The organism is Streptomyces thermoalcalitolerans, assembly GCF_039525155.1.
GTDB lineage: Bacteria > Actinomycetota > Actinomycetes > Streptomycetales > Streptomycetaceae > Streptomyces > Streptomyces thermovulgaris.
Genome location: NZ_BAAAHG010000013.1, coordinates 49,910 through 62,199, shown reverse-complemented (window position 1 = coordinate 62,199; position 12,290 = coordinate 49,910). Strand labels below are relative to the sequence as shown.

Here is a 12,290-nt window from a genome sequence, read left to right as displayed (position 1 = left end):
GCGGGCGACCTCGGGAGGGAGGCGTGGGACTCGTGAACCGAGCCGGATTTGCGTGGCCGACGTACAGCGGAGGCCCGGATGCCCGGTAGCCCCCGCAGCCGCACCGGCCGCCCGCCCGCGCAGCGGACCGTCACCCGTTCCCCGGCCGTCCGGCCGGTGCGCGAGAACCCCCTGCGGAACCCGATCGTCCGCATGCGCAGGGCCTGGGACCGGCCGCTCACGGCCTACTACCTGCTCCTCGGCGGCAGTCTGCTGATCACCGTGCTGGGGCTGGTGATGGTCTACTCGGCCTCCCAGATCACCGCGCTGCAGATGTCGCTGCCCGGCTCGTACTTCTTCCGCAAGCAGCTGCTCGCCGCCGCGATCGGTGCCGGGCTGCTGCTGGCCGCCGCCCGGATGCCGGTCAAGCTGCACCGGGCGCTGGCCTACCCGATCCTGGCCGGCGCGGTGTTCCTGATGGCGCTGGTGCAGGTGCCGGGGATAGGAGTGGCGGTCAACGGCAACCAGAACTGGATCTCGCTGGGCGGCTCCTTCCAGATCCAGCCCAGCGAGATCGGCAAGCTGGCACTGGTGCTGTGGGGCGCCGACCTGATCGCACGCAAACAGGACAAGCGGCTGCTGGCCCAGTGGAAACACCTGCTGGTGCCGCTCGTCCCGGTCGCCTTCCTGCTGCTCGGTCTGATCATGATGGGCGGCGACATGGGGACGGCGATCATCCTCACCGCGATCCTGTTCGGCCTGCTGTGGCTGGCGGGCGCGCCCACCCGGCTGTTCGTGGGCGTCCTGGCGTTCGCCGCCGTGATCGGCGCCCTTCTGATCCGGTCCAGCCCCAACCGGCTCGACCGGTTCGCCTGCGTCGGCTCCACCGACGCGGAGAAGTGCTGGCAGGCGGTGCACGGCATCTACGCCCTCGCCTCCGGCGGGCTGTTCGGCTCCGGGCTCGGTGCCAGTGTGGAGAAGTGGGGCCAACTCCCCGAAGCCCACACGGACTTCATTTTCGCCGTCACCGGTGAGGAACTGGGCCTGGCAGGCACGCTGTCGGTGCTCGTCCTGTTCGCGGCTCTAGGCTATGCGGGCATCCGCGTGGCCGGACGCACGGAGGACCCCTTCGTGAGATACGCCGCGGGAGGCGTGACCACCTGGATCACCGCCCAGGCGGTGGTCAACATCGGTGCGGTGCTCGGTCTGCTGCCGATCGCCGGTGTCCCGCTCCCGCTGTTCTCCTACGGGGGGTCCGCCCTGCTGCCGACCATGTTCGCCATCGGGCTGCTGATCGCCTTCGCGCGTGACGAGCCCGCTGCGCGGGCGGCGCTTGCCATGCGGCAACCCCGCTTTGGTAGAAAGCGGACGGGAGGCCTGACGTCCGGACGGAGATCCGACCGTACACCCGGCCGCGGGCCTCGGAGATGGAACACGATGTGACGGCGTGCCGAGCGGCGCGTCCGTCCGGAGAGCGGTGAATTTCGGTGCATGTCGTACTCGCCGGCGGAGGTACCGCGGGCCACATCGAGCCCGCGCTCGCCCTCGCGGACGCCCTGCGCAGGCAGGACCCGACCGTGGGGATCACGGCCCTGGGCACGGAGCGTGGTCTGGAGACCCGGCTCGTGCCCGAGCGGGGCTATGAGCTCGCACTGATCCCGGCGGTGCCGCTGCCACGCAAGCCCACCCCCGAGCTGATCACCGTTCCGGGCCGGCTGCGCGGCACCATCAAGGCGGCCGAGCAGGTCCTGGAGCGCACCAAGGCCGATGTGGTGGTCGGCTTCGGCGGTTACGTCGCCCTGCCGGGCTATCTGGCGGCCAAGCGGCTCGGTATCCCCATCGTCGTCCACGAGGCCAACGCCCGCCCGGGCCTGGCCAACAAGATCGGCTCGCGCTACGCCACCCGGGTCGCCGTCTCCACCCCCGACAGCAAGCTGCGGGACGCCCGCTACATCGGTATCCCGCTGCGCCGTTCCATCGCCACCCTGGACCGGGCGGCCGTGCGCCCCGAGGCCCGCGCGACCTTCGGGCTGGACCCCAACCTGCCCACGCTGCTGGTCTCCGGCGGCTCGCAGGGCGCCCGCCGGCTCAACGAGGTCGTCCAGCAGGTCGCGCCCAAGCTCCAGCAGGCGGGCATCCAGATCCTGCACGCGGTCGGGCCGAAGAACGAACTGCCCCAGGTGCAGCAGATGCCGGGAATGCCGCCCTACATCCCGGTGAGTTACCTTGACCGTATGGACCTCGCGTACGCCGCGGCCGACATGATGCTCTGCCGCGCCGGCGCGATGACCGTCGCCGAACTCTCCGCCGTCGGACTTCCGGCCGCCTATGTCCCGCTGCCCATCGGCAACGGCGAACAGCGGCTGAACGCCCAGCCGGTGGTCAAGGCCGGCGGCGGACTGCTGGTCGACGACGCGGACCTCACCCCGGAGTGGGTGCTGCAGAACGTCCTGCCCGTGCTCGCCGACCCGCACCGGCTCTACCAGATGTCCCGTGCCGCCAGCGAGTTCGGCCGCCGGGACGCCGACGAGCTGCTCGTCGCCATGGTGTACGAGGCGATCGCCGCACACCGCCAGGGCCGTTAGGGGGCGTCGTTCGGATCAGGCCGGCTGCGGCGGGCGGTGCCCGGTGAGCGGGGCGAGCGGGGTTCGGTGCGTGAGGGTGCACGGCGGAGAGAGGGACCGACGAGGGGGGGGCGACGCGGAGCGTCGGCGAGTGACGACAACGCCGCGGATGTGCGTGCCGATCCCCGCGGCCTGCGGCAAGATCCAAACGACACCCCCAGGACGCCGTATGCACGGAAGGGCTTGAGAGCGTGGCCGGACCGACCGCCGAACGCGGTGACCGTCAGCAGGAGTCGTCCGGCCCGCCTCGAAGCCGCCGGTTCGGACGGCTGCGCCCTCGTACGATCGTCATCCTTTCTCTGGCCGTCCTGCTCCTCAACGCCGGTGCGCTGTGGATGCTGTACGGCTCGGAGTGGACGTATGTGAAGCGTGTCTCCGTCTCCGGGACGCGGGTCCTGACCCCGGAAGAGGTGCGCGCCGTCGCGGCGGTGCGGCTGGGAAGCCCGCTGATTTCCGTCGACACCGACGCGGTCGCGGCCCGGCTGCGCGGCGAATTGTCCCGCATTGAATCGGTCGACGTCGAGCGCGCGTGGCCCGACGAGATCGAGCTGAAAGTGGTCGAGCGCACTCCGGTCATGGTGGAGGAAAAGGGCGGAAAGTTCGTCGAAGTGGACCGTTACGGTGTCCGGTTCGCCACGGTTTCCCAGGCACCGAAAGGGGTGCCCGTGCTGGAATTGTCGCTTTCCCGGTCGGGCTCGGCGGCGGCGAGCCTGCGGCGGTTCGGCGAGAAGCGGCTCGTGCGCGAGGCGGTCACGGTCGCCGCGCGGATTCCCGCCGCGGTCGCCCGGGAGACCAGAGCCGTCAAGGTCCGCACCTACGACGACATCTCACTGGAGTTGAACGACGGGCGCACCGTCGCCTGGGGGAGCAGCGAGCACAGCCCTCTGAAGGCCCGTGCGCTCACCGCGTTGATGAAAGCGGCGCCCGAGGCCCGGCACTTCGACGTCAGGGTTCCCACCGCCCCGGCGTCATCAGGGAGTTGACGGGTATCCAGGCAGGCCAGCACCCTGACTGGGCAGCGCTGTGCCTGATCACATAGGGTGAAAAGAAAAACGGGAGGTTCGGCGTGTTCGTTGAACGGGCGCCATGTGTCGACTTAGTGTCCTGTTCCGAGGACTTCAAGGAACGGACACACTGGTAACCCTAAACTTCAGGCTTAGGGTTCGGGTCGGCATTCGGACCGTCCCATTCGGCATCAGTCGCCGGTTCGCGGCAGGACCGCGGACGGCGACACGTAACTCGAGGCGAGAGGCCTTCGACGTGGCAGCACCGCAGAACTACCTCGCAGTCATCAAAGTCATCGGTGTCGGCGGCGGTGGTGTCAATGCCATCAACCGGATGATCGAGGTCGGTCTCAAGGGCGTCGAGTTCATCGCCATCAACACCGACGCGCAGGCTCTGTTGATGAGCGATGCCGACGTCAAGCTCGACGTCGGCCGCGAACTCACCCGCGGACTCGGCGCCGGCGCCAATCCGGCCGTCGGCCGCAAGGCCGCCGAGGACCACCGCGAGGAGATCGAGGAGGTCCTCAAGGGGGCCGACATGGTCTTCGTGACGGCCGGTGAAGGCGGCGGCACCGGCACCGGCGGCGCGCCCGTCGTGGCCAACATCGCCCGCTCGCTCGGTGCCCTCACCATCGGCGTGGTCACGCGCCCGTTCACCTTCGAGGGACGGCGCCGCGCCAACCAGGCCGAGGACGGCATCGCCGAGCTCCGGGAAGAGGTCGACACCCTCATCGTCATCCCCAACGACCGGCTGCTGTCCATCTCGGACCGCCAGGTCAGCGTGCTCGACGCGTTCAAGTCCGCGGACCAGGTGCTGCTGTCCGGTGTGCAGGGCATCACCGATCTGATCACCACCCCCGGCCTGATCAACCTGGACTTCGCCGATGTGAAGTCGGTCATGTCCGAGGCCGGTTCGGCCCTGATGGGCATCGGCTCGGCCCGCGGCGACGACCGCGCGGTGGCCGCCGCCGAGATGGCGATCTCCTCGCCGCTGCTGGAGGCCTCCATCGACGGCGCCCGGGGCGTGCTGCTGTCCATCTCCGGCGGCAGCGACCTCGGCCTGTTCGAGATCAACGAGGCCGCCCAGCTGGTCAGCGAGGCCGCGCACCCCGAGGCCAACATCATCTTCGGTGCGGTCATCGACGACGCCCTCGGCGACGAGGTCCGGGTCACCGTGATCGCGGCCGGGTTCGACGGCGGCCAGCCGCCGGCCCGCCGGGACAACGTCCTCGGCTCGGCCTCCTCCCCGTCCGCCTCCCCGGCCCCGGCCCGCCGTGAGGAGCCGGCGCCGGTGCGGCAGCCGGAGAGCCGTCCGACCTTCGGCACGCTGGGCAGCGTGACGCCGAAGGAGGAGCCGGAGCCCGTCGCCCCGGAGCCGGCGCGCGACCTGCCTCCCGTCACCCCGCCGGTCACCCCGCCGCGGCCCGCCTACACGGACAGCGCGGCCGAGGAACTGGACGTACCGGACTTCCTCAAGTGATAGGACAGCACGACACCGTGAACGGCGCGCACTTCGCCTTCACCGACCGGTGGGGCGGGGTGAGCGCCGTTCCGTACGAGGAGCTCAACCTCGGTGGCGCGGTGGGCGACGACCCCGCCGCCGTACGCGCCAACCGGGAGCGGGCCGCCGAGGCCCTCGGACTGGACCCGGACCGGGTGGTCTGGATGAACCAGGTCCACGGCGCGGAGGTGGCGGTGGTGGACGGCCCGTGGGCGGACGCCGCCGGCATCCCGTCCGTCGACGCGGTGGTGACCAGGCAGCGGGGGCTCGCTCTCGCCGTTCTGACCGCGGACTGCGTGCCGGTGCTGCTGGCCGACCCGGTGGCCAAGGTGGCCGCCGCGGCCCACGCCGGACGGCCCGGCCTGGTGGCCGGGGTGGTCCCCGCCGCCGTGCGCGCCATGGTCCGGCTCGGCGCCGAACCGGCCCGGATCGTCGCCCGTACCGGTCCCGCCGTGTGCGGCCGGTGCTACGAGGTCCCGGAGGCGATGCGCGCGGAGGTGGCCGCCGTCGAGCCGGCGGCGTACGCCGAGACGAGCTGGGGCACACCGGCCGTCGATGTGAGCGCCGGGGCGCATGCGCAGCTGGAGCGCCTCGGGGTGCACGACCGGCAGCAGTCGCCGGTGTGCACACGGGAGTCGAAGGATCACTTCTCGTATCGCCGCGACCGCACCACCGGTCGGCTCGCGGGCTATGTCTGGCTGGACTGATGGGGCACGACGGACGGATGACGGACCACAGGGACGACCGCAGGGAGGAACTCGCGGCGAATCTGGCGAAGGTGGAGCGGCGCATCGCCGATGCGTGCGCCGCCGCGGGCCGGTCGCGCGAGGAGGTGACCCTTGTCGTGGTCACCAAGACCTATCCGGCCTCGGATGTGCGGATTCTGTCGGAACTCGGTGTACGTCATGTGGCCGAGAACCGGGACCAGGAGGCGGCGCCCAAGGCCGCCGAATGTGCGGATTTGCCCCTTACTTGGCATTTTGTCGGTCAACTTCAGACCAATAAGGTGCGATCCGTGGTCGGTTATGCCGATGTCGTGCAGTCCGTCGACCGCGCCCGGCTGGTCACGGCACTCTCGAAGGAGGCCGTACGGGCGGGGCGCGAGCTGGGCTGCCTCATCCAGGTCGCGCTGGACGCCGGAGAGAAGGACCGGGGAGAGCGGGGAGGGGTGGCGCCGGAGGGAGTCGAGGAGCTGGCCGACCTCGTCGCCCGGTCCGAGGGGCTGCGGCTCGACGGGCTGATGACCGTCGCCCCGCTGACCGGCGAGTACGCCGGCCGTCAACGGGCGGCGTTCGAGCGGCTCATGGATTTGTCGACCGGCCTGCGCAGAGCCCATCCGGCTGCCACCATGGTCTCGGCAGGGATGAGCGGGGACCTCGAGGAGGCCGTGGCGGCCGGAGCGACACATGTGCGCGTCGGCACCGCGGTACTCGGAGTCCGCCCCAGGCTCAGGTAACGTCGCCAAGAAGTCGGACCACAGCAGAAAATATGGTCAATACCGCCGGACACGGCGCAACGACCTCGTGGATCGCGGGCACTTGGCGGTCGTCAGCGGATCCACCACAGAGCGGAGGACTCAGAGCATGGCCGGCGCGATGCGCAAAATGGCGGTCTACCTCGGCCTCGTGGAGGACGATGGGTACGACGGCCGGGGATTCGACCCCGATGACGACTTCGAGCCCGAGCTGGACCCGGAGCCCGAGCGTGACCGCCGACGGCATGAGCCGTCTCATTCCTCACATGGAACACACGGTGCACACCAGCCCCAAAGGGATGAATCGGTACGCGTGGTGCAGCCTCCGGCGCCGCGCGAACCGGTGTCCCCCTCGGCTTCGCTTCCGGCGGAATCCGGGCGTCCGGCGCGCATCGCGCCCGTGGCATCCATCACACAAGAACGCGCGAGCCTGGAGAAGAACGCACCGGTGATCATGCCCAAGGTCGTGTCGGAACGTGAACCGTACCGGATCACCACACTTCACCCCCGGACCTACAACGAGGCCCGTACCATCGGGGAACACTTCCGCGAGGGCACGCCGGTGATCATGAATCTGACTGAGATGGACGACACAGATGCCAAGCGACTTGTCGACTTTGCGGCAGGTTTGGTGTTTGGTCTTCACGGCAGCATCGAGCGGGTGACGCAGAAGGTGTTCCTGTTGTCGCCTGCTAACGTCGATGTCACGGCGGAGGACAAGGCCCGCATCGCAGAGGGCGGGTTCTTCAACCAGAGCTGAGAGCACTACCAGCACCGGCGGAAGCCGGCACGGACATGGGGAGAGGGAAGCACCGATCATGGATGTAGCCCTGGAGGTTCTCTACATCGCACTGATGGTCTTCCTCATCGTGCTCATCTTCCGGCTGGTCATGGACTACGTGTTCCAGTTCGCGCGCTCATGGCAACCCGGCAGGGCGATGGTGGTCGTTCTGGAGGCCACCTACACTGTCACCGATCCACCACTGAAGCTTCTGCGGCGGTTCATCCCGCCGCTGCGTCTCGGGGGCGTGGCGCTAGACCTGTCCTTCTTCGTTCTGATGATCATCGTCTACGTCCTGATCTCCATCGTGGGAAGCCTCGCGAGGTGACCTGTGGACGATACGGTCTTGCCGACTGCCGATGACTACCTTGAGGTGAAGAGATGCCGTTGACCCCCGAGGACGTGCGGAACAAGCAGTTCACGACCGTCCGCCTCCGGGAAGGCTATGACGAGGACGAGGTCGATGCCTTCCTCGACGAGGTCGAAGCCGAGCTGACCCGTCTGCTCCGCGAGAACGAGGATCTGCGCGCCAAGCTGGCCGCCGCCACGCGCGCTGCTGCCCAGAACCAGCAGAACATGCGCAAGCCCCCGGAGGACCAGCAGCAGGGGCAGGGGATGCGCGGGCCGGGCGCTCCAGTGCCCGCCGGGATATCGGGCCCACCGCAGCAGCAGATGGGCGGCCCCATGGGCGGCCCGCCCCAGCTGCCGAGCGGTGCCCCGCAGCTCCCCGCCGGCCCGGGCGGCCAGGGCCCCGGCGGTCCGATGGGCCAGGGTCCCGGCGGTCCCATGGGCGGCCCGATGCAGGGCATGGGGCCCGGCGGCCCCATGGGCGGCCCGATGGGCGGTCCGATGGGCGGCCCCGGTGGCGACAGCGCCGCGCGCGTCCTGTCGCTGGCCCAGCAGACCGCCGACCAGGCGATCGCCGAGGCGCGCGCCGAGGCCAACAAGATCGTGGGCGAGGCGCGTTCGCGTGCCGAGGGGCTGGAGCGTGACGCCCGGGCCAAGGCCGACGCGCTGGAGCGGGACGCGCAGGAGAAGCACCGTGTGGCCATGGGCTCCCTGGAGTCCGCCCGCGCCACGCTGGAGCGCAAGGTCGAGGACCTGCGAGGCTTCGAGCGCGAGTACCGCACGCGTCTGAAGTCGTACCTGGAGTCGCAGCTGCGCCAGCTGGAGGCCCAGGCCGACGACTCGCTGGCCCCGCCGCGGACCCCGGCGACCGCGTCGCTGCCGCCGTCCCCGGCGCCCTCCATGGCTCCGGCCGGTTCGAGCTCCCCGTCGTTCGGCGGCAACCAGTCGGTGGGCAGCGGACCGAACCAGTCCGGCGGGCCGTCCTTCGGCGGACAGCAGCAGATGTCCCCGGCGATGACCCAGCCGATGGCACCGGTGCGCCCGCAGGGCCCCTCGCCGATGGGCCAGGCGCCGTCGCCCATGCGGGGCTTCCTGATCGACGAGGACGACAACTGAGCAGCTCGTGACGCGTTGCGCGTGACGAGGTAGGCATCGGCAGCCTGCGAGAACGGCCCCGGAGGATCTTCCTCCGGGGCCGTTCTCGCGTATGCGGCCGCGTGTGAGGTCCTGTGAGCGGGACCTGTGGGTGCGGGGGCTGCCGTCCCGGGCACGGCCCTCAGCAGGGCGCGGGGGCGACGGCCCACCGCACCACTGAAGGGACGGGCGGGGGCGGCGCGGGGTGCGACGTCCCCGGGCCGCCCCCGGAGGGCTACGCCTTGCGGAGGCGGAAGGTCAGGGACAGCCCCTTGTCGGTGAAGGCGTCCCCGAAGGTGTCGTCTCCCTCTCCCTGGGCGAAGTCCGTCGCCAGGACCTCCTCGGAGATGAGCCCGGCGTGCTCGGTCAGCGCGGCGACCGTCGCCGGATCCGTGGAGGTCCAGCGGAGCGCGATGCGGTCGGCCACGTCGAGGCCGCTGTTCTTGCGGGCCTCCTGGATGAGACGGATCGCGTCCCGGGCCAGGCCCGCACGCCGCAGTTCCTCGGTGATCTCCAGGTCCAGGGCCACCGTGGCGCCCGCGTCGGACGCCACCGACCAGCCCTCGCGCGGGGTCTCCGTGATGATCACCTCGTCGGGGGAGAGGGTGATGGTCTCACCGTCCACCTCCACCGACGCCGTGCCCTCCCGCAGGGCCAGCGACAGCGCCGCCGCGTCCGCGTTCGCGATGGCCTTGGCCACGTCCTGGACCCGCTTGCCGAACCGCTTGCCCAGCGCCCGGAAGTTGGCCTTCGCGGTGGTGTCCACCAGGGACCCGCCGGCCTCGCTCAGCGACGCCAGGGAGGAGACGTTCAGCTCCTCCGCGATCTGCGCGCGCAGCTCCTGGCCCAGGGACTCGAAGCCCGCCGCCGCGATCAGCGCGCGCCTGAGCGGCTGGCGCGTCTTGACGCCCGACTCCGCACGCGTGGCACGGCCCAGCTCCACCAGCCGCCGCACCAGCGCCATCTGCTGCGACAGCTCCGGGTCGACCGCCGACAGGTCCGCCTCCGGCCAGGTGGCCAGGTGCACCGACTCCGGCGCCCCCGGGGTCACCGGCACCACCAGGTCCTGCCAGACCCGCTCGGTGATGAAGGGGGTGATCGGCGCCATCAGCCGGGTCAGCGTCTCCAGCACCTCGTGCAGCGTGCGCAGCGCGGCCTTCTCGCCCTGCCAGAAGCGGCGGCGCGAGCGGCGGACGTACCAGTTGGACAGGTCGTCGATGAACGCCGACAGCAGCTTGCCGGCGCGCTGGGTGTCGTACCCCTCCAGCGCCTGCGTGACCTGGTCGGTCAGCGCGTGCAGCTCGCTGAGCAGCCAGCGGTCCAGCAGCGGGCGGTCGGCCGGGGCCGGGTCGGCCCCGGAGGGGGCCCAGCCGGACGTACGGGCGTACAGGGCCTGGAAGGCGACCGTGTTCCAGTACGTCAGGAGCGTCTTGCGGACGACCTCCTGGATGGTGCCGTGCCCCACCCGGCGGGCCGCCCACGGCGAGCCGCCGGCCGCCATGAACCAGCGCACCGCGTCCGCGCCGTGCTGGTCCATGAGCGGGATCGGCTGGAGGACGTTGCCCAGGTGCTTGGACATCTTCCGGCCGTCCTCGGCGAGGATGTGCCCCAGGCACACGACGTTCTCGTAGGAGGACTTGCCGAAGACCAGCGTGCCGACCGCCATCAGCGTGTAGAACCAGCCGCGGGTCTGGTCGATGGCCTCGCAGATGAACTGCGCCGGGTAGCGGGACTCGAACAGCTCCTTGTTCTTGTACGGGTAGCCCCACTGCGCGAACGGCATCGAGCCCGAGTCGTACCAGGCGTCGATGACCTCCGGCACGCGCGTGGCCGTCTGGCCGCACTGCGGGCACGGGAAGGTGACCTCGTCGATGAACGGGCGGTGCGGGTCCAGCGCCGACTGGTCGGTGCCGGTCAGCTCGGTCAGCTCCGCGCGGGAGCCGACGCAGGTGAGGTGGCCGTCCTCGCAGCGCCAGATCGGCAGCGGGGTGCCCCAGTAGCGGTTGCGGGACAGCGCCCAGTCGATGTTGTTGTTCAGCCAGTCGCCGTACCGGCCGTGCTTGACGTTCGAGGGGAACCAGGTGGTCTTCTCGTTCTCCGCCAGCAGCTGGTCCTTGATCGCGGTGGTGCGGATGTACCAGGACGGCTGGGCGTAGTACAGCAGCGCGGTGTGGCAGCGCCAGCAGTGCGGATAGCTGTGCTCGTACGGCAGGTGCCGGAAGAGCAGACCGCGTTCGGCGAGGTCCTCGGTGAGCTTCTCGTCGGCCTTCTTGAAGAAGACGCCGCCGACCAGCGGCAGGTCCTCCTCGAAGGTGCCGTCCGGGCGGACCGGGTTGACCACGGGCAGCCCGTAGGAGCGGCAGACCTTCAGGTCGTCCTCACCGAAGGCGGGGGACTGGTGGACCAGACCCGTACCGTCCTCGGTGGTGACGTACTCGGCGTTGACCACGAAGTGGGCCGGCTCCGTGAACTCGACCAGCTCGAACGGACGCCGGTACGTCCAGCGCTCCATCTCGGCGCCGGTGAAGGTCTCGCCCGTGGGCTCCCAGCCCTCGCCGAGCGCCTTGCCGAGGAGCGGTTCGGCGACGACCAGCCGCTCCTCGCCGTTCGTCGCGACGACGTAGGTCACCTCGGGGTGCGCGGCCACCGCGGTGTTGGACACCAGCGTCCAGGGGGTGGTCGTCCACACCAGGAGCGAGGCCCGGCCGGCCAGCGGACCGGAGGTGAGCGGGAAGCGGACGTAGACGGACGGGTCGACGACCGTCTCGTAGCCCTGGGCCAGCTCGTGGTCGGACAGGCCCGTGCCGCAGCGCGGACACCAGGGGGCCACGCGGTGGTCCTGGACCAGCAGGCCCTTGTTGAAGATCTCCTTCAGGGACCACCAGACGGAGTCGATGTACTCCGGGTCCATGGTGACGTACGCGTCGTCGAGGTCGACCCAGTAGCCCATGCGGGTCGTCAGCTCGGCGAAGGCGTCGGTGTGCCGGAGCACGGACTCGCGGCACTTGGCGTTGAACTCGGCGATGCCGTACTTCTCGATGTCCTGCTTGCCGGTGAAGCCGAGCTCCTTCTCGACCGCCAGCTCCACCGGGAGACCGTGACAGTCCCACCCCGCCTTGCGCGCGACGTGGTAGCCGCGCATGGTGCGGAAGCGGGGGAAGACGTCCTTGAAGACGCGCGCCTCGATGTGGTGGGCGCCCGGCATGCCGTTGGCCGTGGGCGGGCCCTCGTAGAACACCCACTCGGGGCGGCCCTCGGACTGCTCCAGGCTCTTGGCAAAGATCTTCTGCTCGCGCCAGAAGTCGAGCACGGCGTGCTCGAGCGCGGGCAGGTCGATCTGAGCGGGCACCTGACGGTACTGCGTCATCGATCTTCCTCCGGCGGATGTCCTGCCTTCCGTCGGAGGGACGAGAGCTTTGCTGCCCCACGCCGCGTGCGGCGCGCT

9 protein-coding genes and 1 pseudogene are annotated in these 12,290 nt (G+C 70.4%); 9 read left to right on the top strand and 1 reads right to left on the bottom strand.

The window, feature by feature from the left end:
• Positions 1–78: 78 nt before the first annotated feature.
• The 9 genes and pseudogenes from ftsW (at position 79) to ABD224_RS10710 (ending at position 8,827) form a co-directional block, all read left to right on the top strand.
• A pseudogene (gene ftsW / locus ABD224_RS10750) lies at positions 79–1,460 on the top strand (putative lipid II flippase FtsW).
• 6 nt (positions 1,461–1,466) lie between these two features.
• Positions 1,467–2,564 (top strand): undecaprenyldiphospho-muramoylpentapeptide beta-N-acetylglucosaminyltransferase, encoded by a 1,098-nt coding sequence (murG, locus tag ABD224_RS10745; RefSeq protein ID WP_344049185.1) that lies wholly within the window; start codon positions 1,467–1,469, stop codon positions 2,562–2,564.
• Positions 2,565–2,794: 230 nt separating this feature from the next.
• The gene (locus ABD224_RS10740; protein ID WP_344049184.1) at positions 2,795–3,586 is read left to right on the top strand and encodes a cell division protein FtsQ/DivIB; all 792 of its coding nucleotides are present in this window, start codon (positions 2,795–2,797) and stop codon (positions 3,584–3,586) included.
• Between the two features lie 277 nt (positions 3,587–3,863).
• Positions 3,864–5,087: a cell division protein FtsZ gene (gene ftsZ / locus ABD224_RS10735; protein ID WP_344049183.1), complete on the top strand. Its 1,224-nt coding sequence runs from the start codon at positions 3,864–3,866 to the stop codon at positions 5,085–5,087.
• Positions 5,084–5,815 carry a peptidoglycan editing factor PgeF gene (gene pgeF, locus ABD224_RS10730; RefSeq protein ID WP_344049182.1) on the top strand — a complete coding sequence of 244 codons (732 nt, stop codon included), beginning with the start codon at positions 5,084–5,086 and terminating at the stop codon, positions 5,813–5,815. Before ftsZ ends, pgeF begins: the two co-directional genes overlap by 4 nt.
• Before the next feature lie 17 nt (positions 5,816–5,832).
• Entirely contained in the window at positions 5,833–6,564 is a 732-nt protein-coding gene (locus ABD224_RS10725) for a YggS family pyridoxal phosphate-dependent enzyme (RefSeq protein ID WP_344049181.1), read from the top strand.
• Between the two features lie 127 nt (positions 6,565–6,691).
• On the top strand, positions 6,692–7,342 hold the full coding sequence (locus ABD224_RS10720; protein WP_344049180.1) for a cell division protein SepF: 651 nt from the start codon (positions 6,692–6,694) through the stop codon (positions 7,340–7,342).
• 58 nt (positions 7,343–7,400) lie between these two features.
• Positions 7,401–7,691, top strand: a complete 291-nt coding sequence (locus ABD224_RS10715) for a YggT family protein (RefSeq protein ID WP_344049179.1) — start codon at positions 7,401–7,403, stop codon at positions 7,689–7,691.
• A gap of 53 nt (positions 7,692–7,744) precedes the next feature.
• Complete coding sequence (locus ABD224_RS10710) at positions 7,745–8,827, top strand: DivIVA domain-containing protein (RefSeq protein ID WP_344049178.1); 1,083 nt, start codon at positions 7,745–7,747, stop codon at positions 8,825–8,827.
• A gap of 253 nt (positions 8,828–9,080) precedes the next feature.
• Here ABD224_RS10710 and ileS read toward each other — a convergent pair whose 3' ends face one another.
• Positions 9,081–12,212, bottom strand: a complete 3,132-nt coding sequence (gene ileS / locus ABD224_RS10705) for an isoleucine--tRNA ligase (RefSeq protein WP_344049177.1) — start codon at positions 12,210–12,212, stop codon at positions 9,081–9,083.
• Positions 12,213–12,290: the final 78 nt, after the last annotated feature.

What these genes read in the sequence shown, in the direction of transcription:
- ABD224_RS10715 (WP_344049179.1), top strand. Translation starts at nt 7,401, where the DNA reads ATGGATGTAGCCCTGGAGGTTCTCTACATCGCACTGATGGTCTTCCTC.
- ABD224_RS10720 (WP_344049180.1), top strand. Translation starts at nt 6,692, where the DNA reads ATGGCCGGCGCGATGCGCAAAATGGCGGTCTACCTCGGCCTCGTGGAG.
- ileS (WP_344049177.1), bottom strand. Translation starts at nt 12,212, where the DNA reads ATGACGCAGTACCGTCAGGTGCCCGCTCAGATCGACCTGCCCGCGCTC.
- ABD224_RS10725 (WP_344049181.1), top strand. Translation starts at nt 5,833, where the DNA reads ATGACGGACCACAGGGACGACCGCAGGGAGGAACTCGCGGCGAATCTG.
- ABD224_RS10710 (WP_344049178.1), top strand. Translation starts at nt 7,745, where the DNA reads ATGCCGTTGACCCCCGAGGACGTGCGGAACAAGCAGTTCACGACCGTC.